Origin of the sequence: Sphingobium sp. CECT 9361, assembly GCF_918741285.1 — a bacterium.
Lineage (GTDB): Bacteria > Pseudomonadota > Alphaproteobacteria > Sphingomonadales > Sphingomonadaceae > Sphingobium.
In genome coordinates this window covers 690630-715894 of record NZ_CAKKNC010000001.1, presented here as the reverse complement: position 1 = coordinate 715894, position 25265 = coordinate 690630, and the positions used below count along the sequence as shown (strand labels likewise).

At 61.5% G+C, this 25265-nt stretch carries 28 protein-coding genes; 16 read left to right on the top strand and 12 right to left on the bottom strand.

Annotation, left to right across the window (positions count from 1 at the left end):
- Positions 1–13: 13 nt before the first annotated feature.
- Positions 14–742, top strand: coding sequence for a DUF3142 domain-containing protein (locus LQ220_RS03160; protein WP_230186812.1), 729 nt, complete (start codon positions 14–16; stop codon positions 740–742).
- A gap of 2 nt (positions 743–744) precedes the next feature.
- On the opposite strand, the gene LQ220_RS03155 is transcribed toward LQ220_RS03160, so the two are convergent.
- A complete protein-coding gene (locus LQ220_RS03155) occupies positions 745–1446 on the bottom strand; it encodes a VIT family protein (RefSeq protein WP_230186811.1) in 702 nt (233 codons plus the stop codon).
- Positions 1447–1594: 148 nt separating this feature from the next.
- Between LQ220_RS03155 and LQ220_RS03150 the strand changes: the two genes are divergently transcribed.
- Complete coding sequence (locus tag LQ220_RS03150; RefSeq protein WP_230186810.1) at positions 1595–2107, top strand: flavin reductase family protein; 513 nt, start codon at positions 1595–1597, stop codon at positions 2105–2107.
- Here LQ220_RS03150 and LQ220_RS03145 read toward each other — a convergent pair.
- Both LQ220_RS03145 and LQ220_RS03140 read right to left on the bottom strand, forming a co-directional pair.
- The gene (locus tag LQ220_RS03145; RefSeq protein ID WP_230186809.1) at positions 2104–4605 is read right to left on the bottom strand and encodes an FtsX-like permease family protein; all 2502 of its coding nucleotides are present in this window, start codon (positions 4603–4605) and stop codon (positions 2104–2106) included. The genes LQ220_RS03150 and LQ220_RS03145 overlap by 4 nt on opposite strands.
- Positions 4602–5276, bottom strand: a complete 675-nt coding sequence (locus tag LQ220_RS03140) for an ABC transporter ATP-binding protein (protein WP_230186808.1) — start codon at positions 5274–5276, stop codon at positions 4602–4604. Before LQ220_RS03140 ends, LQ220_RS03145 begins: the two co-directional genes overlap by 4 nt.
- Here LQ220_RS03140 and LQ220_RS03135 point away from each other — a divergent pair.
- Positions 5275–5955 (top strand): arylesterase, encoded by a 681-nt coding sequence (locus tag LQ220_RS03135; protein ID WP_230186807.1) that lies wholly within the window; start codon positions 5275–5277, stop codon positions 5953–5955. The two genes, LQ220_RS03140 and LQ220_RS03135, sit on opposite strands and share 2 nt — an antisense overlap.
- A 529-nt stretch (positions 5956–6484) precedes the next feature.
- Here LQ220_RS03135 and LQ220_RS03130 read toward each other — a convergent pair.
- Both LQ220_RS03130 and LQ220_RS03125 read right to left on the bottom strand, forming a co-directional pair.
- A complete protein-coding gene (locus tag LQ220_RS03130) occupies positions 6485–7993 on the bottom strand; it encodes a YifB family Mg chelatase-like AAA ATPase (RefSeq protein WP_230186806.1) in 1509 nt (502 codons plus the stop codon).
- Positions 7994–8066: 73 nt separating this feature from the next.
- Positions 8067–8732: a winged helix-turn-helix transcriptional regulator gene (locus tag LQ220_RS03125; protein WP_230186805.1), complete on the bottom strand. Its 666-nt coding sequence runs from the start codon at positions 8730–8732 to the stop codon at positions 8067–8069.
- Between the two features lie 158 nt (positions 8733–8890).
- Here LQ220_RS03125 and LQ220_RS03120 point away from each other — a divergent pair, with 158 nt between their 5' ends.
- The 9 genes from LQ220_RS03120 to LQ220_RS03080 all read left to right on the top strand — a co-directional run bounded on the left by LQ220_RS03120 (position 8891) and on the right by LQ220_RS03080 (position 14669).
- On the top strand, positions 8891–9247 hold the full coding sequence (locus tag LQ220_RS03120) for a DUF1428 domain-containing protein (RefSeq protein ID WP_230186804.1): 357 nt from the start codon (positions 8891–8893) through the stop codon (positions 9245–9247).
- An 11-nt stretch (positions 9248–9258) separates the two neighbouring features.
- Positions 9259–10050, top strand: coding sequence for a VOC family protein (locus LQ220_RS03115; protein ID WP_230186803.1), 792 nt, complete (start codon positions 9259–9261; stop codon positions 10048–10050).
- Positions 10050–10505 (top strand): SRPBCC family protein, encoded by a 456-nt coding sequence (locus LQ220_RS03110; protein ID WP_230187248.1) that lies wholly within the window; start codon positions 10050–10052, stop codon positions 10503–10505. The genes LQ220_RS03115 and LQ220_RS03110 overlap by 1 nt, the downstream gene beginning before the upstream one ends.
- A gap of 139 nt (positions 10506–10644) precedes the next feature.
- Positions 10645–10779 carry a 50S ribosomal protein L34 gene (rpmH, locus tag LQ220_RS03105; RefSeq protein WP_230186802.1) on the top strand — a complete coding sequence of 45 codons (135 nt, stop codon included), beginning with the start codon at positions 10645–10647 and terminating at the stop codon, positions 10777–10779.
- 32 nt (positions 10780–10811) lie between these two features.
- Positions 10812–11240 (top strand): ribonuclease P protein component, encoded by a 429-nt coding sequence (gene rnpA, locus LQ220_RS03100; RefSeq protein ID WP_290369012.1) that lies wholly within the window; start codon positions 10812–10814, stop codon positions 11238–11240.
- Complete coding sequence (gene yidD / locus LQ220_RS03095) at positions 11237–11449, top strand: membrane protein insertion efficiency factor YidD (protein ID WP_230186800.1); 213 nt, start codon at positions 11237–11239, stop codon at positions 11447–11449. Before rnpA ends, yidD begins: the two co-directional genes overlap by 4 nt.
- 43 nt (positions 11450–11492) lie before the next feature.
- Positions 11493–13211 (top strand): membrane protein insertase YidC, encoded by a 1719-nt coding sequence (gene yidC / locus LQ220_RS03090; protein ID WP_230186799.1) that lies wholly within the window; start codon positions 11493–11495, stop codon positions 13209–13211.
- 116 nt (positions 13212–13327) lie between these two features.
- Complete coding sequence (yihA, locus tag LQ220_RS03085; RefSeq protein WP_230187247.1) at positions 13328–13972, top strand: ribosome biogenesis GTP-binding protein YihA/YsxC; 645 nt, start codon at positions 13328–13330, stop codon at positions 13970–13972.
- Positions 13973–13994: 22 nt separating this feature from the next.
- Positions 13995–14669 carry a glutathione S-transferase family protein gene (locus tag LQ220_RS03080; protein WP_230186798.1) on the top strand — a complete coding sequence of 225 codons (675 nt, stop codon included), beginning with the start codon at positions 13995–13997 and terminating at the stop codon, positions 14667–14669.
- A 3-nt stretch (positions 14670–14672) separates the two neighbouring features.
- Here LQ220_RS03080 and LQ220_RS03075 read toward each other — a convergent pair whose 3' ends face one another.
- A complete protein-coding gene (locus LQ220_RS03075) occupies positions 14673–15842 on the bottom strand; it encodes a GGDEF domain-containing protein (RefSeq protein WP_230186797.1) in 1170 nt (389 codons plus the stop codon).
- A 51-nt stretch (positions 15843–15893) separates the two neighbouring features.
- Positions 15894–16772, bottom strand: coding sequence for a LysR substrate-binding domain-containing protein (locus LQ220_RS03070; RefSeq protein ID WP_230186796.1), 879 nt, complete (start codon positions 16770–16772; stop codon positions 15894–15896).
- 392 nt (positions 16773–17164) lie between these two features.
- On the opposite strand from LQ220_RS03070, the gene LQ220_RS03065 reads away from it, so the two are divergent.
- The 4 genes from LQ220_RS03065 to fahA all read left to right on the top strand — a co-directional run bounded on the left by LQ220_RS03065 (position 17165) and on the right by fahA (position 22051).
- A complete protein-coding gene (locus LQ220_RS03065; RefSeq protein ID WP_230186795.1) occupies positions 17165–17812 on the top strand; it encodes a methyltransferase in 648 nt (215 codons plus the stop codon).
- A gap of 137 nt (positions 17813–17949) precedes the next feature.
- Positions 17950–19590 (top strand): alpha-amylase family glycosyl hydrolase, encoded by a 1641-nt coding sequence (locus tag LQ220_RS03060; protein ID WP_230186794.1) that lies wholly within the window; start codon positions 17950–17952, stop codon positions 19588–19590.
- A 69-nt stretch (positions 19591–19659) separates the two neighbouring features.
- A complete protein-coding gene (hppD, locus tag LQ220_RS03055; RefSeq protein ID WP_230186793.1) occupies positions 19660–20727 on the top strand; it encodes a 4-hydroxyphenylpyruvate dioxygenase in 1068 nt (355 codons plus the stop codon).
- Positions 20720–22051: a fumarylacetoacetase gene (fahA, locus tag LQ220_RS03050; RefSeq protein WP_230186792.1), complete on the top strand. Its 1332-nt coding sequence runs from the start codon at positions 20720–20722 to the stop codon at positions 22049–22051. Before hppD ends, fahA begins: the two co-directional genes overlap by 8 nt.
- Before the next feature lie 73 nt (positions 22052–22124).
- Here the strand turns inward: fahA and LQ220_RS03045 are convergent, their stop codons facing one another.
- The 5 genes from LQ220_RS03045 to LQ220_RS03025 form a co-directional block, all read right to left on the bottom strand.
- On the bottom strand, positions 22125–22472 hold the full coding sequence (locus LQ220_RS03045) for a PilZ domain-containing protein (protein ID WP_230186791.1): 348 nt from the start codon (positions 22470–22472) through the stop codon (positions 22125–22127).
- Positions 22473–22620: 148 nt separating this feature from the next.
- Positions 22621–23043 carry a biopolymer transporter ExbD gene (locus tag LQ220_RS03040; RefSeq protein ID WP_230186790.1) on the bottom strand — a complete coding sequence of 141 codons (423 nt, stop codon included), beginning with the start codon at positions 23041–23043 and terminating at the stop codon, positions 22621–22623.
- A gap of 24 nt (positions 23044–23067) precedes the next feature.
- Positions 23068–23556 (bottom strand): biopolymer transporter ExbD, encoded by a 489-nt coding sequence (locus LQ220_RS03035; RefSeq protein WP_230186789.1) that lies wholly within the window; start codon positions 23554–23556, stop codon positions 23068–23070.
- A gap of 99 nt (positions 23557–23655) precedes the next feature.
- Positions 23656–24420: a MotA/TolQ/ExbB proton channel family protein gene (locus LQ220_RS03030; protein ID WP_230186788.1), complete on the bottom strand. Its 765-nt coding sequence runs from the start codon at positions 24418–24420 to the stop codon at positions 23656–23658.
- 89 nt (positions 24421–24509) lie between these two features.
- The gene (locus LQ220_RS03025) at positions 24510–25163 is read right to left on the bottom strand and encodes an energy transducer TonB (RefSeq protein WP_230186787.1); all 654 of its coding nucleotides are present in this window, start codon (positions 25161–25163) and stop codon (positions 24510–24512) included.
- Between the last annotated feature and the right edge of the window lie 102 nt (positions 25164–25265).

Genomic DNA, 25265 nt, shown 5'->3' with positions numbered 1-25265 from the left:
ATGGGCGATGGCAATGCTGGCATCATCGATGCTGTCGGCGTGTCAGCAGCCTGCCGCCCCGGATGCTTCCGAGGTGACAGATGATCCCAAGGCGACAGTAAACGCGCGCGATTACGATGCCTTTTACGTCTGGCCGGGGGTTCGCCCCGCCGAGGGCTTGCGGGAAAAGACGCTCTATCTGCTGGATGGCGAAGTAAGGCGCAACGGGCCGCCGCAACTGGTGCGCGTGCGAATGGGTGTACCGCGCTTGCCGGGCAGGACGGTGTGGCTGGTAGTCCGCACCGATCGGCTCGATTGGGACGAAGCCACTTACGCCACGGTGCTTTCGGACATGGGAAAGTGGCAGGAGGCGGGGAACGCCATTGCGGGGCTGCAAATCGATTTCGATGCGGCGACGCGCGGGATCGATCGGTATGGCGAATTTCTGTCCGACTTGCGTCGCCGATTGCCGCAGCGATGGCGGCTGTCCGTGACCGGGCTGATGGACTGGAGCGCGCATGGCGATCCGAAGGCTCTGGTCAAGCTGGCGCAGACAATCGACGAAGTGGTCGTGCAAACCTATCAGGGGCGCACCACCATTCCGGGGTACGAAGCCTATTTTCGACAGATGGACAGCTTTCCCATTCCCTTCCGCGTGGCGCTTGTCGATGGGGGTGCATGGGAAGCACCGGCCATGCTGGCGCGGCATCCGCAATTTCGGGGCTATGTCGTGTTTCTGCTCAACGCCCGTGACAAACCGTAAACTTATACCGCTGTACCGACCAGCTTGCCGATGCCAGCCGTCAGGCCCATCGCCAGCGCGCCCCAGAAGGTGACGCGCACTACGGCGCGCCAGATATGCGCGCCGCCCGCGCGTGCCCCGATACCGCCGAGCAAGGCAAGAAACGCGAGCGATGCGACCGCAACGGTCGGAACCAGTGCGCGAGTTGGAACGAACAGCACAAGCGCGAGCGGCAAGGCGGCGCCGGTCGTAAACGTGGCCGCAGACGTCAACGCCGCCTGTATCGGACGCGCGGTCGTGGTTTCCGATATGCCCAGTTCGTCGCGGGCGTGCGCGCCCAAGGCATCATGGGCCATAAGCTGTCGCGCGACTTCAGTGGCGGTGTCGGGCGCGAGACCGCGGTTGATGTAGATTCCCGCAAGCTCTGCGCGCTCGCTCTCAATATCCTGCGCCAGTTCGGTGCGTTCCCGCGCGAGATCGGCCTGTTCGGTATCGGACTGGGAGCTGACCGAAACATATTCGCCCGCCGCCATCGACATCGCGCCAGCGACCAATGCCGCAGCCCCGGCGATCAGCACCGCGCCGGACGCCGGCGTGGCCGCAGCGACCCCGATGATCAGGCTGGCCGTCGACACGATACCGTCATTGGCACCGAGGACGGCAGCACGAAGCCAGCCGATACGCGACACCAGATGCCGTTCCCGATGGATATATTGGCGTGCCATGATGAGTCCCCCGCAAAGATGTTGTCGAGGAATGACAGGCGGACGGAATTGCACAATACGCATTATGCCCGCGATTATCCCGATCCCCGGTTGGCAGGATGCCATTGCCATAGTATCGCCCCTCGGGTTCACTTACAGAAAGTCACGCATGGCCCAGGATAGCGACACGATTTCGATGCAGATGCGCGGTGGATTGCGCCGACTGGCCAAGGCCGTTGTCGTTATCACGACCAAGAAGGACGGTCAGCGCCACGCCATGGCCGCGACCGCCGTCAGCGAACTGAGCATGGACCCACCCTCCATGCTGATCTGCGTCAATCAGTCTGCATCCCTGCATCCCATATTAGAGTCCGGCGCGGATTTCTGCATCAACATCCTCGACGCGGCGCATGTGCATATTTCGGCGGCGTGCAGCGGCAAGGTGAAGGGTGAGGCGCGGTTCGAAATCGGAAGCTGGGCTGACAGCAGCATCGACATTCCCCGGCTGGAAGACGCGCAGGCAAGTTTCGTGTGCCGCCAGACCAAGCAGGTGCCTTATGGATCGCACTCGATCTTCATCGGCGATGTCGTCGAAGTGTTCAGCAGCGAAGCCGTCGATCCGCTGGTCTATGTCGATGGGCGCTACACGCGGGTCGGCGAGGACGTAGCGGCGACCGCCTAAAGCTCTCGCAATGCCCGTGCGGGCCGTGCGGCCAGCGCGGGCAATGAACCGATAAGACCCAGCACCAGCGTCAGCAGCGCGCCGCCCGCCAGTGTCAGCAGCACGACTGTCCAGTCGGGCGCCCATTGCAGGCCCAGAGTCTGCGTGGCGAGATACCAACCTGCGCCCGCAGCCACGGCCAGCGCTATGCCCGAGACGATCAGCGCCAGCAGCGTATATTCCATCGCCTGCACCGCCAGCACCTGACGCCGGGTCGCGCCGAGCAGCTTGAGCAGGACGGCGTCATAGGTGCGTGAGGCACGGGCGGCAGCGATAGCGCCGACCAGCACGGCGATGCCCGCTGCAATCGCCACCGATGCTGCGACCCGCACCGCCGCCGACAACTGACCGAGCAAGTCGCCGAGCGAAGCGATCACTTCCTTGACGCGGATCAGCGAAGCCGACGGGAAAGCGCGGATGACATCCCGGTTGATCGCCTTTTCCTGCGCCGCCCCTGCCCCGCCGGGCAAGGCGATGGTGGCGAGATAGCTATGCGGTGCGCCCTCCAGCGCGTTGGGGGAGAAGATCATGCCGAAGTTGAGGCCCATCGAATCCCAGTCGATTTCGCGAAAGCTGGCGATGCGGGCAGGGATTTCGACACCCAATACGGCGACAGTCAGCATGTCGCCGATCTTGAGATCGAGCGCCTTTGCCGCGCGGATGTCGACGGAAACGAGCGGTTCGCCGGTATAGTTTTTCGGCCACCATTTGCCGTCGACGATGCTGTTTCCCTTGGGCAGCGTATCAGCATAAGTCAGACCACGGTCGCCGCGCAGGATCCATGCGTCTTCGGGAATGTCCTTCATATCCGACACGCGCTGATCGCGGATGGCGACGACGGGGCCGCGCAATGAAGGCACGGTGACGATATCGGCAGCGGGTGCCTGACGCTTTACGATAGTGCGGAACTGGGCGACGCCGTCGGACGGGATGTCGAGCGCGAAGAAGCTGGGCGCGGTTGCGGGAATGCTGCTGGCCATCTGGCCCGAGAGGTTGGTTTCGACGACCGCCAGCGTGGTGAATAATGAGAGGCCTAGGCCGAGGGCGACGATAAGGCGGCCGGTTTGCGCTCCGGGTCGGTGCAGGTTGGCGAGCGCGAGTCGGGCGAGTGGGTGGCTGGGGCGCGGGAGGCGCGCGGCGATCCACTGAACGAGCGCGCCGAGGACCGACAGCAGGCCGAGCAGGACGACGGCTGCGACGAGGAAGATCGATGCGAGTTTGGGCTCGCGCGCGGTGGCGATGGCGAGCACTGCTATGAGAGCGGCTGTCACCAGCACGGCGATCCATACGCCGCGCCCGGTCTTGCCCCCCTGCCCCAGTCCGCCACGGAACAGCGTGGCGGCGGCGACATGGCGCGCGCGGACGAGCGGGACGAGCGCGAACAGCAGGGCCGTGAGGAGGCCATAAGCGGCGCTGGTAGCCAAGGGAACCGGATAGAGGCCGAGGCGCGGCGGGACCGGGAGCAAGTCCCCGGCCAGCACCGTAACGAGCCTGGGCAGCAGCGCGCCGACGACCAATCCGGCCAATAAGCCGATGAGCGAAACAAGAATGATCTGAAACAGGTAAGTCAGGAATATCGTGTAACTTGAAGCGCCTAGTGCCTTTAGCGTCGCAATGCCGGGGCGCTTTCCGTCGAGATAGCTGGCGACACCGTTGCCTACGCCGATCCCGGCGACGACGAGCGCGGTCAGGCCGACGAGCGCCAGAAACTGCCCCATGCGGTCGATGAAGCGGCGGGTGCCGGGCGATCCGTTGGAGCGGTCGCGGGTTTCCCAGCCTGCTTGGGGGGCATCGGCATTCGCGCGGGCTATCGCTGCCTGCGGATCGACACCGGCGGGTAGGCGGACGCGATAGTGGGTTTCGTAAATGCTGCCGGGTTGCAGCAGGCCGGTCGCGGGGAGGCTGTCGGCAGCGACGATGGCAGTGGGGCCGAAGGTGAAGCCGGAACCGAGACGGTCGGGTTCCTCAGCGATGATGCCCGACACGCGGAAGAGTGTGTCGCCGATCCGGACCTGCCCGCCGCGCTTGACGCCCAGCCGGTCGGCGAGAGTATCGGCCAGCGCGACTTCGCCGATGTCGGGGCGTGCGCCGCCGGGGGTGAGGGTGAAGGTGCCGTACAGCGGCCAGACGGCGTCGACGGCCTTGAGTTCGCTCAGCACCGCGTCGGCACCGTCGGCGCGGGCGACCATCGCGCGCATGCGGGTGATTTGCGTGACCTCCCCCTGCTTTTCGAGGGTGGCGCGTTCGTCAGGGGTTGCGCTGCGCTGGTTGAGATCGAAGGCAATGTCGCCGCCAAGGATCGTCTGCCCCTGTTCGGAGAGGGCCGCGTTGATCGACGCGGTCAGGCTGCCGATTCCCGCCAGCGCGGCGACGCCCAGAAACAGGCAGACGACCAGCAGCCGCAGCCCGGTGAGGCCACCCCGCAAATCCCGCAGTGCGAACCGCAGCGCCAGCTTCACGCGATGCGCCCGTCGCGCATGGTGACGATCCGGTCGCAGCGGTGGCTGAGCGCGATGTCGTGGGTGATCATCACCAGCGTCGCGCCGGTTTCCTTCTGCCGCGCGAACAGCATGTCCATGATCGTTTCGCCGGTCGCCGCGTCCAGATTGCCGGTCGGTTCGTCGGCGAAGAGCAAGGCGGGGCGCGGCGCGATGGCGCGGGCGATGGCGACACGCTGTTGCTCACCGCCCGACAGTTGCGCGGGATAATGGGTGAGGCGATGACCGAGGCCAACCGAGACGAGTTCCGCTTCGGCACGGGCGAAGGCATCGGGTGCGCCCTCCAACTCCAGCGGGACGGCGACATTTTCGATGGCGGTCATGGTGGGGAGCAAGTGAAATGCCTGCAGCACGATGCCGATGCGGCCGCGACGGGCGAGCGCGAGGCCGTCTTCATCGAGCGTGCCGAAATCCGCGCCCGCGACATGGATCGATCCGCCGCTGGCCCGCTCCAGACCGGACAGCACCGCCATCAGCGAGGACTTGCCCGACCCCGACGGACCGAGCAGCGCCACGCTCTCCCCCGCCGCGACCGACAGGCTGACGCCGCGCAAAATATCGACGCGCGCCGCATCCTTGCCGAGCGAGAGGGTGACATCGCGGGCTTCGATCACGATATGGGGGTCAGTCATGGACGATGGAGACTTTCAGATGCAGGCGGACCGAGATGCGGCCAGGAAACTATATGGTGCGTTGCGGCATCTTGTCCAAGCCATTGCATTGTTTTGTAGTGTTGCTGCGGTGCCTGCTTATGCTGCCGAGAAACTGGTGCTGGCGTTCGGGGACAGTTTGACGGCGGGCTATGGCCTGAAACCAAATGAAAGCTTTCCCGTGCAACTTGAAGCGGCGCTGCGCAAAGGCGGGCAGCCGGTGCGGGTGCGCAATGCCGGGGTGTCAGGCGATACCACGGCGCAGGGGAAGGCGCGGCTCAACTGGGTGCTGAAATCGCTGGGCCGCAAGCCCGATCTGGTGATCGTGCAACTGGGCGGCAACGACATGCTGCGCGGGATCGACCCGGCGCAGACGCGCGCGAACCTGAACGGCATACTGGCGGAATTGAAGCGGCAGAAGATCAAGGTGCTGCTGGCGGGCATGCTGGCTCCGCCGAATATGGGGAGCGCGTATCGCGCGAAATTCGATGCGCTGTATCCGGCGCTGGCCAAGCAATATGGCGTGGGGCTGTACCCGTTTTTCCTGAAAGGCGTGACGGGGAACCGGGCGTTGTTGCTGAAGGACAATCTGCATCCTACGGCGCAAGGTGTGGGTGTGGTTGTGCGGGGGGTAGCGCCGGTGGTGTGGGGGATGCTTTAGGGGATGTGTCGCGACGGCATGAGGGTGGTTTGCGCCACCTCCCGCTTCGTCATGCCAGCGCAGGCTGGCATCTCAGGCGATGGCGCGCGACATTAGACGGGGTGTGGCGCGGCGGGTGGTGCTGCCCCGTCGAAGCGTTATGGGCAACCCTCATCTCGCCATCGCATGAGACCCCAGCTTTCGCTGGGGTGACGGGTATTGGTGGCAAGCCGCCATTAAGTTGTTGCGAGCCGAACCTCACTAACTCGCCAATCCGACACGTCGCCTTCCACTACTAACTCCCCCGTGCGGACCAATTTAGCCAATTCGGCGGCTACAAGATCATAGCTTGCTTCATCGTCTGGAAGCACCAAATCTCTGTGTGCGAGCCAGACCACGCGAGCAGTTTTGAGCCAAGTAGAGCGGCAGTTTGCTAATATGGTTTCTCGTATTTGCGTCATGCTTCCAGCTAAACGGCTTCACCAACCCGCGCAATGTCTGCAGTTGGGGCATTATCTGCCCCGCCTACATTCCTGCATAGCGCACCCAATCAATTCACCGGCGCGCGTCTTCGGTAACTTAGCGCCTCAGCAATATGCACGCGGCCTATGTTTTCGCTACCGGACAGGTCGGCGATGGTGCGGGCGACGCGGAGGACGCGGGTGTAGCCGCGGGCGGACATGCGCATTGCGCCTGCCGCTTGTGCCAGAAGCTGTCGACCCGGTTCGTCGGGGGTGGCGACGGTTTCGAGGAGATCGCCGTCGACTTCGGCATTGGTGCGGATCGCGTGGTCAGCGTAGCGCGCGGTCTGGATCGCGCGGGCGGCGGCGACGCGGGCGGCGACTTGTTCCGATCCTTCGGCGGGGGGTGGCAGGACGAGATCGGCGGCGGTGACGGCGTTGACGTCTACGTGCAGGTCGATCCGGTCGAGCAGCGGCCCCGATACCTTGGCCTGATAATCCGATGCGCAGCGCGGGGCGCGGGCGCAGGCCAAGGCGGGATCGCCCAGATGGCCGCAGCGGCAGGGGTTCATCGCGGCGATAAGCTGAACGCGGGCGGGGAATGTGACGTGCGCGTTGGCGCGGGCGACGCTGACGGTGCCGGTTTCGAGCGGCTGGCGCAGCGAATCGAGGACGGCGCGCTGAAATTCGGGGAGTTCGTCGAGGAACAGCACGCCCAGATGCGCGAGGCTGACTTCGCCCGGTTTGACGCGCAGGCCGCCGCCGACGAGCGCCGCCATCGAGGCGCTGTGATGCGGCGCGCGGAAGGGGCGCGCGCGGCTGATGCGCCCACCGTCGAGCGTACCCGCGACGCTGGCGACCATCGAAACTTCGAGGGCTTCGGCGGGGCTGAGTTCGGGCAGGATGCCGGGCAGGCAACTGGCCATCAGGGATTTGCCTGCGCCGGGAGGACCGGCCATCAGCATGTTATGCCCGCCCGCTGCCGCGATTTCGAGCGCGCGCTTGGCGGTTTCCTGCCCCTTCACCTGCCGCAGATCGGCGGTGCGCACCGGTGCTTCGACTTCGCCGGGGTACGGGGCGGAGAGCATGGCGGTGCCCTTGAAATGATTAAGCAAGGGCAAAAGGCCGGGTGCGGCGACGACTTCGACATGCCCTGCCCATGCCGCTTCGCTGCCTTGCGCGGCGGGGCAGATCAGGCCCAGCCCCTGCTCGCCCGCATGGAGCGCGGCGAGCAGCACGCCGGGCGACGGCGCGATTCGCCCGTCCAGTCCCAGTTCGCCGACCACGACATAGCCGCTCAGCGTCTCCGCATCGATGACGCCCATTGCGCCCAGCAAGGCGAGCGCGATGGGCAGATCGTAATGCGATCCTTCCTTCGGCAAGTCCGCAGGGGATAGGTTGACGGTGATCCGCTTGGGGGGCAGCGACAGACCGATGGCGGCAATCGCGTTGCGCACCCGCTCCTTGCTTTCGGTGACGGCCTTGTCACCCAGACCCACGACGATGAAGTTGGGGAGGCCGGGAACTAGTTGGCACTGCACCTCAACCCGGCGCGCCTCCAGCCCCAGATAGGCCACCGTCGATACTGTTGCGACCAAGCCGTTGCCCCTCAATCTGTGCCGCTTTTGTTCGCGCCTCTTCTGGCGAGGGTGCGGCAAAAAGTCGAGCGGTTTATCGGGGCGCGCTGAGGTCCGGCGCAGTGGGCGGCAGGGGGAACAGGGACAGGAAGCGTTCGAGCAGCTTGCGGTCTCCGGTGACGGCTAACTGGTCCGCCACGTTGGCTAAAGGGACTTTGCCGTAGAGGCACGCGACGAAGGCGTTGTGGTCTCCGGAGAAAAGGATGTCGACATCATCGATCTCGCCACGGTCCACGGCGATCGTACCGTTGCGGATTTCGGCCAGATAGGTTTCCAGCCCGAAAAATAAGCCGACACGTAAAAACAGGTCTTTCGCCTGTTCGGCGCAGAACATGGTGCGCATCGACAGGACGATGGAGACGGGGCTCATGGGACCGGCTTCCTTGTGCGGGGACCGCGCGGCCCAGCGGCCCATGACCTTGAGCAGTTCCTCGGCTTCCAGCCCCCAGGGCGTGAGTTCATAGACTTGTACGGATGCAGGCGGCGGCAGTTTGCGGCGCTGGACGATGCTGTTGCGCTCCAGTTCCTCCAGCCGCTGCGTCAGGACATTGGCGCTAAGGCCCGGCAGAGCGGCGCGCATGTCGGAAAAGCGGCGCGGCCCCAGCATCATTTCCCGCATAACGGGCAGCGCCCAGCGATCCCCCACAAGATCAAGGGCATGCGCGGCTGCGCAGCCATCGGAATAGACTCTCTTCTTCAAATCGGACCCCAAAAACAAACATTAGTTATTTTTTATAACTTTGCTGTTGCCTTAAATAATCATCTTGGCATGATTGTTCAACATAGCGACTCAGAGGCCTGCGCCGTTCGAACGCGCGTTGGCGGATTTCACACCGAGGTGCACGAAGGAGTAGCAGCATGAGCTATATCGACGGATTCCTGGTTCCTGTGCCGGATGGCAATAAGGAAGCCTATCGAACGATGGCGGCGAAGGCAGCGCCGATATTCATCGAACATGGCGCATTGCGTGTCGTCGAAGCGTGGGACGATGACATCAAGACCGGAAAGACGAATGATTTTCGGACCGCGATCATTGCCGAAGAAGGCGAGAAAGTCGTCTTTTCCTGGATCGAATGGCCATCGAAGGCTGTCCGCGATGTCGGGATGCAAAAGGTCATGGTGGATGAACGCATGAAGCCCGATGGCGACCTGCCGTTCAGTGGGCCGCGTATGATCTATGGCGGGTTCGCGACAATCGTCGACGAAGCCGCGTGAGGGAGGGTGCAATGGCCAGTGTAGCTGAAGGCGGCAATCCGTTCGTCTGGTATGAACTGATAACCAAGGACGTTGCGAGCGCCAAGGCGTTCTATGCGCAGGTGACCGGGTGGACCTATACCGACATGGAGGGCAATGGCGCGCCCTATACCGTTTTTCTGGCCGATGGTCAGGCCGTCGGCGGCATCATGGCGGCTCCGGTGCCCGATGCGCCGATAGGTTGGTTAGGGTATATCTCCGTTCCCGATGCTGCAGCGGCGCTGGCCGAGATGGTGGAGGATGGCGCCACGGCGCAGATGCCCGTTACCTATATTCCGCAGGTGGGGCACATCGCCATGCTGGCCGACCCGCATGGCGCGACATTCTATATCATCCAGCCGGAAGGCGAAGGAGAGATAGCGCCATTTTCGGCCATGCCCTGCCCCGGCAAGTTCGGGTGGAACGAGTTGCTGGCAGCGGACGCGAAGGAAGCACTGGCATTCTATGGCCGTCACGCCGGGTGGGAAGAAAAAGGCGCGATGGATATGGGGCCGATGGGGCAATATCATTTCTTTGGTCTGCCCGGTGGCGCGACCTTGGGTGGCCTGATGACCGCGACCGAAGACATGCTGCCGCCCAAATGGAAACATTATATCTGGGTCGCGGATATCGACGCAGCGCATGCGCGCGTGACAGCGGCAGGCGGCGAAGTGCGCTCCGGTCCGCATGAAGTCCCCGGCCCGCTGTTCATCCTGGAAGCGGTCGACCCGCAGGGCGCGACATTCTCCCTGGTCGGCCATCGCAATGACGTGGAGAAAGCATGATGAGCGACCCGTCCGAAACCTGCGAACTGTCGATCGAACGGCATATCGACGCTTTGCCCGCGCATGTGTGGGAGATCATGACCGAGCGGATGGCGGAATGGTGGTGCCCCAAGCCGTGGACGGTCGAGCTGGTGGAGATGGATCGTCGGCCCGGCGGCCGATCCGCCATGATCATGCGCGGTCCCAATGGCGAGGCAATGCCGCAGGAGGGAATCTACCTCGCCTATGAGCCAGGCCGCCGATTCGCGTTTACCGATGCGGTGACGGCGGACCTGAAGCCTGCGAAGCCATTCATGATCGGGATATTCGAGATCGAAGCGGATGGCGACGGCACGCTGTACCGTGCCTGTGCCCGACACTGGACCGAGGAGGCCATGAAACAACATGCGGAAATGGGCTTTGAACAGGGCTGGGGCGCAGTCGCCGATCAATTGAAGGCGTTGTGCGAAGCTTAGCCGATAGCGCCCTTTTCGTTGCGCGCCCGGTTGACTTGCAGCGCCCTTTTGCCTATCGGACCCGCTCGACACGCGGCTGCCGGATTGGCGGCCCTTTTTTGTCTTGCCGATTTTAGACTAGTATTTTGAGGAATGAGCGATGAAGCGCACCTTTCAACCGAGCAACATCGTCCGCAAGCGGCGGCACGGGTTCCGGGCACGGATGGCAACGGTCGGCGGCCGCAACATCCTGCGCGCACGCCGCAGCCGCGGCCGGAAGAGCCTGAGCGCCTGATCGTTCCGTCCGGAAAAGACGGCGCCATCGCGATCCTCGCGAAGCGCGCCGATTTTCTGGCAGCGAATCGGGGACGCAGGCAGCCGATGCCCGGTTTCGTGCTTTTGGTGCGGGACCGACAGGATGGCGATCCATCCAAGCGAATCGGCTTTACCGTGACCAAGAAGATTGGCGGCGCTGTCGTCCGGAATCGGATGAAGCGCCGTTTTCGCGTTCTCGCGCGGGAGCTGTTGCCCGAGCTGGGGATCGCCGGTGCGGACCATGTGCTGATCGGTCGCGCGGGCGGTGTCGAGCGTGACTTTGCGCAGCTTCGGGCGGAAATGGTGAAGGCTTTGCGGAAGCTGTCGTCCAAGGATGGCGCGCCTTCGCAGCGACGGGATCACAGAAAAGCAGCACCGCCGCGCGGGGATGATGTTACTGGGTTCCTGCCTGCGCAGGACCATGTAGAGCGTGGGCGGTGATCGCGCGGTTCCTCACTTTGATTGCGCGCGGTTGGCAGCTTGGCCCTTCGCGCATTTTGCCACCCACTTGCCGCTATGCCCCCAGTTGTTCGGAATATGCGATCGATGCGCTCCAAAAATATGGTGCGGTCAAGGGTAGCTGGCTGGCGACGAAGCGGCTAATGCGATGCCATCCCTGGGGCGGGTCGGGTTACGACCCGGTTCCCTAAAACCCCTTCAACATAGACTTTCATCGGCGGGAGCCAATCTGACGTGGACGACAAGCGGAACATCATTCTCGCGGTAGTGCTGAGCGCACTGATCCTGTTCGGATGGCCCTATCTGCAGGCCCGGTTCTTCCCGGTGGCCAATCCGCCCGCGACCAAGATCGTCGGCGGCAAGACCATTCCGGTGGCCGCGCCCAATGCCGACCCCGCCGCCGACAACCCTGCAGCGACCATGGATCGCACAGTGGCGTTGAAGGCCGGACCGCGTGTCGCCATCGAAACGCCCAAGCTGCTGGGTTCGATCAACCTCAAAGGCGCGCGGATCGACGATATCGTGCTGCCGACCTATCGCGAGACCATCGCGAAGGATTCGCCGGCGATCCGGCTCTATTCGCCCGCCGGGACCAAGGATGCCTATTTCGCAGGCTTCGGCTGGTCGGGCGAAGGGCTGAAAGGCCCGGATGCCAATACCGTCTGGGCGGCGTCCGCGCCGAAGCTGACGCCGACATCGCCGGTTACCCTGTCGTGGAACAATGGCGCGGGTCAGCTTTTCGAGATCGGCTTGTCGGTGGACAAGGATTTCATGTTCACCGTGAACCAGAAGGTGACCAACACCGCGGCTGCCGCCGTGGGCGTGCGGCCTTATGGCTATATCAGCCGCGACGGACATTCGAAGGATCCGACGAGCTGGACGATCCACACTGGCCCCATCGGCGTGTTCAACGGTGCGACCAATTATGATGTGGATTTCAAGGATCTGGACAAGGACGGCAATCAGTCCTTTCCCAGCACCGGCGGCTGGATCGGCTTTACCGACAAATATTGGCTTTCCGCTCTGGTCCCCGATCAGCGCACGGCCTTTACCGGGCAATTCCGCAAAGGTGCAGGCATACAGTATCAGGCCGATTATAGCCTGAACCCCACTCTTCTGGCCCCCGGCAAGTCCATCACGCAATCCTCACGCCTGTTCGTCGGCGCGAAGGAAGTGCGGACGCTCGAAGCCTATCAGGATGCGCCCGCGCCGCAGGGCATTGCCCTGTTCGACCGGGCGATCGACTGGGGCTGGTTCTACTGGTTCGAAAAGCCGATCTTCTCGCTGCTGCACTGGTTGTTCACGCAGATCGGCAATTTCGGCGTGGCGATCATCTGCCTCACGCTGGTCGTGCGTGCGTTGATGTTCCCGGTGGCGCAGAAGCAGTTCGGCAGCATGGCGGCGATGCGCGCCGTGCAGCCCAAGCTGAAGGCGCTGCAGGAGAAGTACAAGGACGACAAGCCCAAGCTCCAGCAGGAAATGATGGAGCTGTACAAGCGTGAGAAGGTCAATCCGCTGGCAGGTTGTCTGCCGATCTTCATTCAGATTCCGATTTTCTTCGCGCTGTACAAGGTGCTGCAGCTTACCATCGAAATGCGGCATCAGCCGTTCGTGCTGTGGATCAAGGATCTGTCCGCGCCCGATCCGCTGCATGTGCTCAACCTGTTCGGCTTGCTCGATTTCCAGCCGCCTGCCTTCTTGGCGATTGGTGTGCTGGCGATCCTGCTCGGTATCTCGATGTGGTTGCAGTTCAAGCTGAACCCCGCACAGATGGACCCGATGCAGCAGCAGATATTCTCGCTGATGCCGTGGATGATGATGTTCGTGATGGCGCCGTTTGCTGCAGGTCTGCTGGTATACTGGATCACCAACAACCTGCTGTCGATGACGCAGCAATGGTGGCTGTATAAGCGGCATCCTGTGCTGAGCACGCCGGTGGTTGTGGGCAAGTAACACTCTCAACAATCCGTTCGGGCTGAGCTTGTCGAAGCCCTGCTCTTTCGCGAAGAAAAGTATGGCCCTTCGACAGGCTCAGGGCGAACGGAATTGAAGGCTTTCCCATGAACGACATGACAGATGACGACCGCACCGAACTGATCGAAACCGCGCGCAAGATTTTCGCGGGGCCGATCAGCTTCCTCAAGTCCGCACCGGATTTGAAGTTTCTGCCCGACGCCGCGTTTAACGAAGTGGCGTTTGCGGGGCGGTCCAATGTGGGCAAATCCACGCTGCTGAATGCGCTGACCAACCGCAACGGGCTGGCGCGCACGTCCAATACGCCGGGGCGGACGCAGGAGCTGAACTTCTTCGACGTGGGCGAACCCACGACCTTCCGCCTCGTCGACATGCCGGGCTATGGCTATGCCAAGGCGCCCAAGGATGTCGTGCGCAAATGGCGGTTCCTGGTGAACGATTATCTGCGCGGGCGCGCGGTGCTGAAGCGGACGCTGGTGCTGATCGATAGCCGCCACGGCATCAAGGATGTCGACCGCGATATCATGCAGATGCTGGACGATGCCGCCGTCAGCTATCGCATCGTCATGACCAAGGCCGACAAGGTGAAGGCGACCGAACTGACCGCCGTGGTCGCGCGCACCGCCGAAGAGATCAAGAAGCGGCCCGCTGCGCATCCCGATATCATTGCGACGTCGAGCGAAGGCGGCATGGGCATAGCGGAACTGCGCGCCGCCGTGCTGGAAGCCGTTACCGGGTAAGTGCATCCAAAGAGGTGGCAGTATGTTGAAACTGATCATCGGCAATAAAGCCTATTCCAGTTGGTCGTTGCGCGGCTGGCTGGCGGTCAAGCAGTCGGGTCTGCCGTTCGAGGAAGTGGTCGTGCCGCTGTACGACGACGCCTGGGCTACGCGGAAGCAGCAGAACGATCTTGCCCCGTCAGCGGGCAAGGTGCCGACGCTGTGGAACGATCAGACGCCCGTGTGGGACAGTCTGGCGATCATCGACTATCTCAACGACCTGACCGGCGGCACGCGATTCTGGCCGCAGGATCTGGCCGCGCGCGGCATGGCACGGTCGATGGCGGCGGAAATGCACGCGGGATTTGTCTCCCTGCGCCGCGCCTGCCCCATGAATACGCGGCGGATATTCGATCCCGTTACGCCCAACGAAGCCATTGCAGCCGATCTGCATCGTATCCAGCAGCTTTGGGCGCAGGCCCGGGCCAGCTATGGCAGCCAGGGCGATTTCCTGTTCGGGCGGTTCGGCGCCGCCGACATCATGTTCGCTCCCGTCGTCAGCCGCATGGTCAGCTATCAGCTACCGCTGGAGCGCTTTGCCCGACACTATGTCGATGCGCTGATGGCGCATCCGTGGATGCAGGATTGGATCGCGGCCGCGCAGGACGAAGACTGGGTGCTCGATCAGTATGAGCAGCAGCCGGTACTGGACGCCTGACCCTTATAGCGGTGCTTCGGCGGCCAGATATACCCGGTTGCGGCCATGTTCCTTGGCCAGATACAGGGCGCGATCCGCGGCCTTCAGCGCTGCGCGCGGGTCTTCATAGGCCAGTACGTTGGCAACGCCGGCGGAGAATGTAACGCGCTCCATCCGTGTACCGGTCGACCTGTTCACGAGACTACGCGTAGCCAGATCGGCGCGCGCCGCATCGACCATTGCACACGCCTCTGCTGCGGTTTTACCCCGGAACAACATCACGAATTCTTCGCCACCGTGGCGCGCGACGTGGCATTTGTCGTTCGACACCTTGGCCAGCAATCCGCTGACGAATTTCAGAACGCGATCGCCGGTTTCGTGGCCATGCGTGTCGTTGACCACCTTGAAATGATCGATGTCGCAGAATGCGACGCTGATCGGTTCATTGGCGGCCTGCGCGGCGAGCGTTTCCGCGGCGAGCGTCGTTTCGAAAGCACGGCGATTCGGCAAGCCAGTCAGATGATCCTGTTCGGCGGCACGGCGCGCGCTTTCCAGACTTTGCTGAAGCGCTCTGGTCTGCTTGGCGCTGTCGCGCATCTGGTTTTCCACCAGCCGGGTCTTTTCGACCATGGAACGGGTCAGGCTGATTAACTTCGCAAGGACAGGCTCTGCTTTTGCTTCGTCCGAAAGGTCACGCACCTGCTCCTGCAAAGCAACGCCGTAATCCTTGGCAGAGTTGCGCGATTCATCCACCAGTCCAGTGAATTGCGAAAGGTTCTCTTCCACCTTTTCCAGCATCTCGTGCAGCGATTCCGGCGTCACATCCTTATTGGTGGCGCTGGCAACGACCGATTCGACCCAACCGTTGGTAATCTTCCCGCGCTCTGCCAGCACGGCAGCCACAGCCTTTTCAATGCCATGATCGTTGCCGGTCAGATAATCATGCGCGACCCCGAAATTGAGCGGCGTCAGATCCAGATCATGGGCAAACAGGAAAGACCCGATATCCTGATAAAGCTGTCGACGACGGTCGACTTCGCGACTGAACGTCTGGCCGGGGGGCGTGCGGACAGGGGCAGCGTCTTCGCCTTCATCCTCGCCCTTTACGCCCAGACGACTGGCCCAGCGGGCTATCCTGTCGGTGAGGCCGGCTTGCACGGCGATGGCTGGTGAATGTGTGGCTGTGTCCCTCATGCCCACCATAACGACAGGAGCGAAACGACATTTAGGTTAAAGCCGCGAAAATCATATGTCCACGCCGACCAACCAGTCGTGGAAAATCCTAACCGCCCGATTTTGCAGCGCTTTAGGGCGACATACAAAAAAGTACCGATAGGGACTTTCCACATGCTGATCGAACAGGCGCATCAGGCGGGGATCATGCGCGTCGTTGTAATGGCTGGCGTGCATGACCGCGACGCCCAGCCCCTGCGCCGCCGCTTCGAGCATCAAGGGACCGGAATCATAATTGTCGATGGCTGCGGGGGTTAATTCCGGAAGCCCGATGGCCTCTTTCCAAGCGTCGAAGCTGGCGGACATTTCGCGGTGGAGCAAAATGGTATGGCGCGAAAGCTGTTGCGGGGCAGTAATCGAACCTGGACCTTCCACCAATGCCCGGCTGGCGATGAGATAGACTTCATCGCGATCCAACTCATGTGCGTACAGCGCGGGGTCGATGTCCTTTGCCAGCACGATGGCCGCGTCCAGCCCCTCCCCCAGTCGCGTGACAGCATAAGGGGTGGTTTCGACATCCAGATGCAAGGTGGGATGCAAGCGACGCAATTCACCGAGGCGCGGAAACAGCCGCTGACTGGCGAACAGCGGCAGCACCGCCAGACGAAAGCGCAATTGATTGCCGCCGCTTTGGATATTCTCAATCGCCGTGGACATCGCGTCCAGCGCAGGCGCTATGTCATCGAGCAGGCGCTGACCGTCGGTGTTGATTTCCATCGACTGGTGTTTGCGATCGAACAGGGATTTGCCGATGAACCGCTCAAGCGCCTGAACGCGGCGGCTTAGCGCAGGCGTGGACAGCGCGAGTTCCTCCGCAGCCGCCTTTACCGAACCCAGGCGTGCGACCTGTACGAAAGCCTCCAAGGCCGTAAGAGGCGGCAATCGACGCATTTACCTTTAATCGGACCCCACCCTTGTTGCATCGCACCATAGCGACATATGCCGTCGTTGATCAACGGCGACAAGCATCCTTCAAGCAAGAAGCCAGAAACGACACGCATGTGCAAGATGCAAATTTTGCAATTACAACATCGCCCTTCGCACTTGCGGTAGAACAATTGGAAAGCCATAGAGAAGGTGCCTTTCAGGCATCCTCTCCTAAAACTTTTCAGGCTGGTCTTCGGACCGGCCTTTTTTTTGCCTTGCAGCAGCGCGAAGGGCTGGTGGACCTGTCGGATGAACCAGTCGTGCCGCCGCGCGTTGATGATGCGCTCCGGCATGGCGCTTGCAATCAGATGACAATTTTGCGACGCCATGCCGATAACGACAACGGCAGGAACCGAATGGCGACCGTACAACTGAAGAAGCTGCAAAAGGCGCACGGCCCCGTGGCCCGAGCGCTTCGCACCTTACGTCCCTGGGCAACATTCTTTCGCCAGTTCGTAAAACACCCGGCGATGATCGGGTCGATTATCCCGTCATCGAATGCCCTGGTGCAGTCCATGCTGGCCCCCGTCGATTGGTCGACGACCCGGCTCTTTGTGGAATATGGGCCGGGTGTCGGCACGTTTACCCGTCCGATACTGGAAAAGATGCGCCCCGATGCGATGCTGGTGGCAATCGACACAAACGCCGATTTCGTACGATATCTAAACGGGGATATCGCGGATCACCGGTTTCGCGCCGTGCATGGGTCGGCCGTCGATGTTCGCAGCATCATAGCCGATTATGGGTTTTCCGAAGCGGACTATATCCTTTCAGGCCTGCCCTTCTCGACATTGCCCGAAGGCGTCGGCCCGCAAATTGCCGAAGAAACCCACGCCGCGCTGCGCCCCGGCGGCACATTTCTGGTCTATCAATATTCCCGGTTCGTGCAGGCTGTGCTGTCCCCCAGCTTCTCCAAGATCGACACAGCGCTCGAATGGATCAACATTCCGCCGTGCCGGATGTTCTGGGCCACAAAGGAAGCACCCTTGGCGCAAGCAGCGTAGCGGAAAAGGGCGGCAATTTACGTTTGATCATAAGATTGCCGCCAGATGCGGGCTGCCATCAATCCGTAGCCGACAGGGCATAGATCAAGATCGACGGCCCAGGTAAGCATAGGCCAACCGGGCGTGGGGGATTGCGTATGACGGCCTTATCTCAGCAGCAGGCAAAGGCCCCCGACTGGTGGCGCGGAGCGGTCATCTATCAGATTTATCCGCGCAGCTTTGCCGATTCCAACGGCGATGGCATAGGCGATCTGCCGGGGATCACCGGCAAGCTGGACTATGTTGCGTCACTGGGCGTCGATGCGATCTGGCTATCCCCTTTCTTCCCGTCGCCGATGAAGGATTTCGGTTACGACGTGTCCGATTACTGCGGGGTCGATCCGATCTTCGGGACGCTGGACGATTTCGATGCGCTGATCGCGCGCGCGCATGCGCTGAACCTGAAGGTGATCATCGATCAGGTCTACGCGCACACGTCCGATCAACATGCCTGGTTCGAAGAGAGCCGGTCGGGCCGTAAGAACCCCAAGGCCGACTGGTATGTATGGGCGGATGCCAAAGCCGATGGTTCGCCGCCGACAAACTGGCAGTCGGTCTTTGGCGGTCCCGCGTGGACATGGGACGGACGGCGGCGACAATATTATCTGCACAATTTCCTGTCGTCGCAGCCGCAATTGAATGTCCATGCCGAGGCGGTGCAGCAGGCATTGCTAAGCGCAGCGCAATTCTGGCTGGATCGCGGCGTCGACGGGTTTCGGGTCGATGCGATCAACTTCGCGATGCACGACCTGGAGATGCGCGACAATCCCCCCGCCCCGGACACCGGCGCGATCCGCACGCGGCCGTTCGATTATCAGTTGAAGATCTATAATCAGAGCCATGCGGATATTCCGCGCTTCATCGAACGGCTACGCGCACTGACAGACCGTTATGGCGCGAAATTCACCGTCGCCGAAGTGGGCGGCGACGATGCCGAGCGGGAAATGAAGCTGTTCACGCAGGACGACACCCGGTTCAACAGTGCTTATGGATTCGACTTTCTTTACGCGCCTGCGTTGAAACCGCAGGTCGTTGCCGAGGTGATGGCTGGCTGGCCCGATACACCGGGCATGGGTTGGCCAAGCTGGGCGTTTGAAAATCACGATGCCCCGCGCGCCATTTCGCGATGGTCGGCGCCGGAGGAACGAGAGGCCTTCGGCATGGTGAAGATGCTGCTGTTGACCTGTCTGCGCGGCAACATCTTTCTATATTATGGCGAGGAACTGGGGCTGACGCAGGTCGATATTCCGTTCGACAAGCTGCAGGACCCCGAAGCCATCGCCAACTGGCCGTTGACGCTGAGCCGCGATGGTGCGCGGACACCGATGCCGTGGGCGGCCGATGCGCCTTCGCTGGGGTTCGGCGCGGCAGAGCCGTGGTTGCCAGTGGGAGACGATCATGCCGCGCTGGCCGTGGACCGGCAGGAAGCGGACGGCGCATCCATGCTCGCCGTCACCCGCAGATTGCTGGCGCTGCGCAAGGCGACCCCGGCGTTAAGATGGGGCAGTCTGGAGATAGTGGAGGCGACCGGCGATTTGCTGGTGCTTCGGCGCGTTCACGGCGAGCAAGCGATGCTCTGTGCATTCAATCTGGGGAGCGCGGCGATGCAATGGACAGCGACGCACCCCGAGAGCTTGCGTGTGGTGGAGAGCGTGAACGGAGCGACTCTCGATGGGCTGCCGGGATATGGGGGCATCGTTATCGAGGAACCGCGCCCGGAAACACGCGCGGAAATATAGTATCATTTGACACCATATCCCCGATAGCCGATAAGAAGGGAAATGCCTTTATCGGAGAGTGATGCCACCATGACCGACATTCACGAGAACCCTCTGGGTCTCGACGGGTTCGAATTCGTCGAATTCACAAGCCCCGAACCGGAGGCTCTGGCCAATCTGTTCGTTGCCATGGGCTTTACCCATCTGGCCAATCATCGGTCCAAGAATGTGCGGCGCTATGCGCAGGGCGACATCAATTTCATCCTGAACATGGAAACCCAGGGACAAGCCGCCGAATTCCGCAATGCCCATGGCCCGTCCGCCAATGCGATGGCGTTCCGCGTCCATGATGCCCCCGCCGCGTTCGACGAAGCCGTGCGTCGCGGCGCGACGCCGATATTGGGGCCGGTCGGTCCGATGGAACTCAACATCCCCGCGATCGAAGGCATAGGGGGATCGAACCTGTATCTGGTCGACCGCTATGGCGCGCAGGAAATCTACGATGTCGATTTCGTCGCAGTCCCGGGTGCGGAACGCGACGCCACCGCCGCCGGTCTGCACACGCTCGATCACCTGACGCACAACGTCAACCGTGGGCGCATGAACCACTGGGCGGACTTCTACGAACGCATCTTCAACTTCCGCGAAATCCGCTATTTCGATATCGAAGGGCAAGCAACGGCGTTGCTGAGCAAGGCCATGACTGCCCCGGACGATAAGATCCGCATTCCGCTGAACGAGAGCCAGGACGAGCATAGCCAGATCGAGGAGTTTCTGCGCGCCTACAAGGGTGAAGGCATCCAGCATATCGCGCTGGCCACCGACGATATTTTCGCGACCGTCGATCAACTCCGCGCGAACGGCATACGGTTTCAGGATAGCCCGGACAGCTATTTCGACATGATCGACAATCGCTTGCCCGGCCATGGCCATGACGTCGAGGAAATGCGCAAACGGCGTATCCTGATCGACGGTGCGCCGGAAACCGGCGGCGGCCTGCTGCTGCAGATATTCACCGAGAATATGGTGGGGCCGATCTTCTTCGAAATCATTCAGCGCAAAGGCAATGACGGCTTTGGCGAAGGGAATTTCAAGGCGCTGTTCGAATCCATTGAGTTGGATCAGATCAGGCGAGGCGTGATAACAGTCGATGGTTGATTTGCAGACGACATTGCCGGGGGTCGATGCGACGCATGACCCCGCGCGGACAAGCTGGGTCGACAGTGCCAATGGACATCGGGAGTTTCCGATCCAGAATTTGCCGCTGGGTGTGTTCAGTCCGGCGGGATCGGATCGTCCGCGTATCGGCGTCGCGATTGGGGATAGTATACTCGATCTCACTGCGCTGGCGGCGGCAGGATTTGTGCCGGAAAGCTGTGTTGCGCCATTGGCTCAGTCGGTACTGAACGGCGTGTTCGGCTTGCCCAAGGCGGAGCGCGTTGCGCTGCGGCAGCGGATCAGCGCGCTATTGTCGGATGCGGCGCAGCGGGATGCATTGCAGTCCATGCTCCATCTGCAGGCGGATTGCGCGATGCACCTGCCTGCCGCCATTGGCGACTATACCGATTTCTATGTGGGCATTCACCACGCCAACAATGTGGGACGGCTGTTTCGACCCGATGCGCCGTTGTTGCCCAACTATAAGCATATTCCGATTGGCTATCATGGTCGGGCGTCGTCGATACGCCCCTCCGGCGTACCGGTCACGCGGCCCAATGGGCAGCGCAAGGCACCCGATAGCGACGCGCCGGTATTCGGCCCGTCGGCGCGCCTGGATTACGAATTGGAGCTAGGCATCTGGATCGGGCCGGGGAACGCATTGGGCGAGCCAATCGATATTGCGAATGCTGCCGACCATATTGCAGGCTATTGCCTGCTCAACGACTGGTCTGCGCGAGACCTGCAAGCGTGGGAATATCAGCCGCTTGGGCCATTTCTGGCCAAGAATTTTCATTCGACCATCTCGCCTTGGGTCGTAACGGCCGAAGCGCTGGCGCCGTTCTATGCCCCACAGCCGGAGCGGCCGGCGGGCGATCCGGCACCGATGCCGTATCTTTGGGATGAGGGAGATCAGGCCGCGGGCGCGCTGCAGATCGCGCTTTCGGTCGCGCTGGCATCCGCGGCTATGCGCGCATCGGATACGCCCCCTGCCGTTCTGGGGTCCGGGCCTGCGTCGAACATGTATTGGACCGCTGCGCAAATCGTGACGCATCATGCTTCCAACGGATGCAATCTGCTGCCCGGCGATCTGCTGGGGACAGGGACGATCTCAACGCCGGACGACAGTGGGCTGGGCAGCTTGCTGGAGCTTACGCGCGGCGGCAGTCATCCCGTGCATTTGCCCAATGGCGAAAGCCGGACATTCCTGGCCGACGGCGACGTGGTGGTGATGCAGGCGCATGCCTCAGCCGATGGATATGTGTCGATAGGTTTCGGCGAATGCCGGGCTGAGGTTGTGCCGGCCAGGACGGTCGCGCGATAAAAGCACCGCGTGATGCGTAGAGCGATGAACTTTGCGCCGCATTGTTCATCGCGGGCGCAGGGGACAATTAAGGCTAGAGCGGTTTGGAGCCCTTATGGGCGCTCGCGCGCACGTTCTCATTGCGGACGATGTGATCGAAAATGGCCGGATGGAGCGGCCGTTCGAAATTGCAGCCGCCTTCATGGTCGCGTACCCACATCACGGTCGCCTTACGACCTTCGAAGCCCGGAAGCATGACCCACAATTCCATGCCGACGGTCAGTTTGACGAAAGTCTGTACGCGGAACCCCGTTGCGGACAGATCGGCAATCCGGCTCGAGAACCAGGTCTCGCCGGGACGACGCAACTTCACGTCGATCAGCACGTTGCGGCGACCAGCTATCCGCCCCGTATCCAACCCGATGTTATGCTTTGCGACCATGCTCTGTTACGCTTGTACCTGAACCACCCCTCTATATTAGACGGCAATCATAACAAATCTGTTAACTTATTGGTTCAACGCAAAAAAAAGGGCCGCTAAATGCGGCCCTTTTCAATGAGATAGCTCTGATCCGACAGAAAACTATGCGTCAGAACGAACCATATTGTTCGTTGCCGACGAAGCCCAGCTTCGTGACGTTGGCCCGCTTGATTTCAGCCAGAACCTGATCGACGACGACATAGCGCGTCTGTGAATCAGGCTGAAACTGCAGTTCCGGTTCGACCGGCATTGCCAGCGACTGCTTCAGATAGAGACGCAGCGTCAGCAAATCGATCGGCGAACCGTTCCACGTGATCGTCCCGGCAGCGTCGATAGCGACCTTGTTCTTCACAGGATCGACGGGGCTGTCCGTGGGGGGCGCGTTTTGCGGCAAGTCGATCTTAACCGCGTGGGTCTGGATCGGGATGGTGATGATGAACATGATGAGGAGAACGAGCATGACGTCGATCAACGGCGTCGTGTTCATTTCCATCATCGGCTCACCATCTTCAGAGGCTGCAGCCATCGCCATAATCTATAACTCCTGTCTGGTCTCTCAGAGACGCTGGATCGTGAGCGACGAGGGATCGGGCTCGGAAATGAAGCCAACCTTCGGGAAGCCCGCGCGCTGCATGGTGTAGATCGTACCGCCGATGCAACGATACGGCGTGTTGATGTCGCCGCGTATATGCACTTCGGGGAGATCTTCCGGCGTCATATTTTCGATGCCGCCAACCTTCTTGATATCCGCTTCCAGCTTGGCAACGGCGCGGTTCAACAGGTCTGTCGAATCGACCTTGGTCATGTTCCAGTAGACTGCGCAGCTACCGTCCTTTTCCGTGGTAACCGACAGGGAAACATTTTCCGGCTTCGTCGTCGTTACTTCGAATGCGACCTTGGGCAGTTCCAGATCGACAGTCTGGATAACAACCGGAACCGCGATAAGAAAGATGATGAGCAGCACGAGCATGACGTCCACGAGCGGCGTCGTGTTGATCGTGTTAATCGGCTGGTCTTCGCCGCCGCCTCCAACACTCATTGCCATGTATCAATATCCTAACATGTTGTCTTTGGCTCTAGGCCAGGGCCGGAGCCAAGGGGCCGGACGGAACGCAGCCCGTCCTGTCCGGCTTCCCTATCGCAATCAGGCCTTGGTGGGCGTTGCAGCAACCGGCTTTGCAACCGGAGCGGCAGGTGCCGACGAAACGGTCGGCTTCACGGCGCCGTTGGACACCATGTAACCCAGAAGGTCGGTCGAGAACGAGCTCAGGTCTTCAGCAATCGCCTTGTTACGGCGCTGCAGGAAGTTGTAAGCAAGCACGGCAGGAACAGCGACGACCAGACCCAGAGCGGTCATGATAAGCGCTTCACCGACCGGACCGGCAACGGCGTCGATCGATGCCTGACCCGATGCACCGATCTTGATCAGTGCGCGGTAGATACCGATAACCGTACCGAACAGACCGACGAACGGCGAAGTCGAACCCACGGTTGCAAGGAAGGCGAGACCGCCGCCGAGCTTCCAGTTGATGGCATTTTCCGAACGTGCCAGCGAACCGTGCAGCCAGTCATGGGCTTCGACGGGATCGGTCAGCTTGCCATGCTGTTCCTGAGCGGCGATACCGTCATCGACAAGCTGCTTGTAAGCCGAGTTCTTTTCGAGCTTGGCCGAGCCTTCCTTAAGGCTGTTCGAACGCCAGAACGTGGTGCGCACCTTCTTATACTGATTGATCACCTTCTGCTGTTCGATCAGCTTGGTGAACAGGATGAAGAAGGTTCCGACGGACATGCCGACGAGAATGATGAAAACGGTCCAGGCAATGACACCGCCCTGTTCGAGCGCTTCCATAAGACCATAAGGGTTGGCTGCGGCCTTTGGGGCGGCGGCGGCTGCGATAGACATCAACATGTTCGTGACTTCCCTCTCAATGGGTTCGGTAAATAGGGGCGATCCTGCGCTGTGCGGCTGGACCGCCCCAAATTGTTAACGCATTAACATTACTGCGGCAGTTTCCAGACGATACGGCTGCTGAAACTATCTGCCATCGGCTGGCCATCCGATCCCACCGCTGCCTTAAAGCGCGCACGGCGAGGGAGAAGCCGACAGGTTTCAGCATCGAGATCGGCATGGCCGCTGGACGATGTAACCGTGCAGTTGGTAACCCGACCGTCGGGACCGATTTCCAGCCGGAATCCTGTAGTACCCGAGCGTTCTTCACGCTGCGCACGGCTGGGATAATCGGCATCCGTCACCCAGCTTCCCGGCGAACCGCGGGGCGATGCCTTTGTGGCAGCGACCTTCGGCGCAGGGGGAGGCGGCGGCGGCGCAGCGACCGGCACCGGATTGAATACCGGCGGAGGCGTACGAACCGTCTGGATCGGCGGCGCAGGCGCCGGCGTCTGGACGATTGGCGGAGGCGCAACGACCGGCGGCGGTTCGATCGGCTGATCTGGCGGCGGTGGCGGCGGTTCCTCGTCTGGTGGTGGCGGCTCTTCCTTAACGTCGATGACGTTCAGTTGCTCCGCCGCCTTTTTGACATATTGCATGCCAAGACCGGACACGAACGCGTAACCGAGAACAGCATGAATCAGGGCAACGATGACGATCGAGACCGTGCGACTCGAACCCTCTGAGTGGTCAGCATAAGCCATTCAGCAACGACACTCCTTAACTCGGCTTCTTGAAAAATGACGACCTATGGCCAACATGAGCCCCAAGGTGAGCGGTTCCCCGTTCATCTTTAAGGCCCTTGT

Excerpts from the sequence above, each read along its gene's own strand:
- LQ220_RS03080 (WP_230186798.1), top strand. The coding sequence starts at position 13,995 with ATGTTGAAACTGATCATCGGCAATAAAGCCTATTCCAGTTGGTCGTTG.
- LQ220_RS03070 (WP_230186796.1), bottom strand. The coding sequence starts at position 16,772 with ATGCGTCGATTGCCGCCTCTTACGGCCTTGGAGGCTTTCGTACAGGTC.
- LQ220_RS03045 (WP_230186791.1), bottom strand. The coding sequence starts at position 22,472 with ATGGTCGCAAAGCATAACATCGGGTTGGATACGGGGCGGATAGCTGGT.
- LQ220_RS03035 (WP_230186789.1), bottom strand. The coding sequence starts at position 23,556 with ATGGCAATGAGTGTTGGAGGCGGCGGCGAAGACCAGCCGATTAACACG.
- LQ220_RS03075 (WP_230186797.1), bottom strand. The coding sequence starts at position 15,842 with ATGAGGGACACAGCCACACATTCACCAGCCATCGCCGTGCAAGCCGGC.
- LQ220_RS03155 (WP_230186811.1), bottom strand. The coding sequence starts at position 1,446 with ATGGCACGCCAATATATCCATCGGGAACGGCATCTGGTGTCGCGTATC.
- LQ220_RS03115 (WP_230186803.1), top strand. The coding sequence starts at position 9,259 with ATGGCCAGTGTAGCTGAAGGCGGCAATCCGTTCGTCTGGTATGAACTG.
- LQ220_RS03135 (WP_230186807.1), top strand. The coding sequence starts at position 5,275 with ATGGACGATGGAGACTTTCAGATGCAGGCGGACCGAGATGCGGCCAGG.
- LQ220_RS03160 (WP_230186812.1), top strand. The coding sequence starts at position 14 with ATGCTGGCATCATCGATGCTGTCGGCGTGTCAGCAGCCTGCCGCCCCG.
- LQ220_RS03110 (WP_230187248.1), top strand. The coding sequence starts at position 10,050 with ATGAGCGACCCGTCCGAAACCTGCGAACTGTCGATCGAACGGCATATC.
- LQ220_RS03065 (WP_230186795.1), top strand. The coding sequence starts at position 17,165 with ATGGCGACCGTACAACTGAAGAAGCTGCAAAAGGCGCACGGCCCCGTG.
- LQ220_RS03025 (WP_230186787.1), bottom strand. The coding sequence starts at position 25,163 with ATGGCTTATGCTGACCACTCAGAGGGTTCGAGTCGCACGGTCTCGATC.
- LQ220_RS03060 (WP_230186794.1), top strand. The coding sequence starts at position 17,950 with ATGACGGCCTTATCTCAGCAGCAGGCAAAGGCCCCCGACTGGTGGCGC.
- hppD (WP_230186793.1), top strand. The coding sequence starts at position 19,660 with ATGACCGACATTCACGAGAACCCTCTGGGTCTCGACGGGTTCGAATTC.
- LQ220_RS03120 (WP_230186804.1), top strand. The coding sequence starts at position 8,891 with ATGAGCTATATCGACGGATTCCTGGTTCCTGTGCCGGATGGCAATAAG.
- fahA (WP_230186792.1), top strand. The coding sequence starts at position 20,720 with ATGGTTGATTTGCAGACGACATTGCCGGGGGTCGATGCGACGCATGAC.
- LQ220_RS03150 (WP_230186810.1), top strand. The coding sequence starts at position 1,595 with ATGGCCCAGGATAGCGACACGATTTCGATGCAGATGCGCGGTGGATTG.
- yihA (WP_230187247.1), top strand. The coding sequence starts at position 13,328 with ATGACAGATGACGACCGCACCGAACTGATCGAAACCGCGCGCAAGATT.
- LQ220_RS03140 (WP_230186808.1), bottom strand. The coding sequence starts at position 5,276 with ATGACTGACCCCCATATCGTGATCGAAGCCCGCGATGTCACCCTCTCG.
- rpmH (WP_230186802.1), top strand. The coding sequence starts at position 10,645 with ATGAAGCGCACCTTTCAACCGAGCAACATCGTCCGCAAGCGGCGGCAC.
- LQ220_RS03040 (WP_230186790.1), bottom strand. The coding sequence starts at position 23,043 with ATGGCGATGGCTGCAGCCTCTGAAGATGGTGAGCCGATGATGGAAATG.
- LQ220_RS03030 (WP_230186788.1), bottom strand. The coding sequence starts at position 24,420 with ATGTTGATGTCTATCGCAGCCGCCGCCGCCCCAAAGGCCGCAGCCAAC.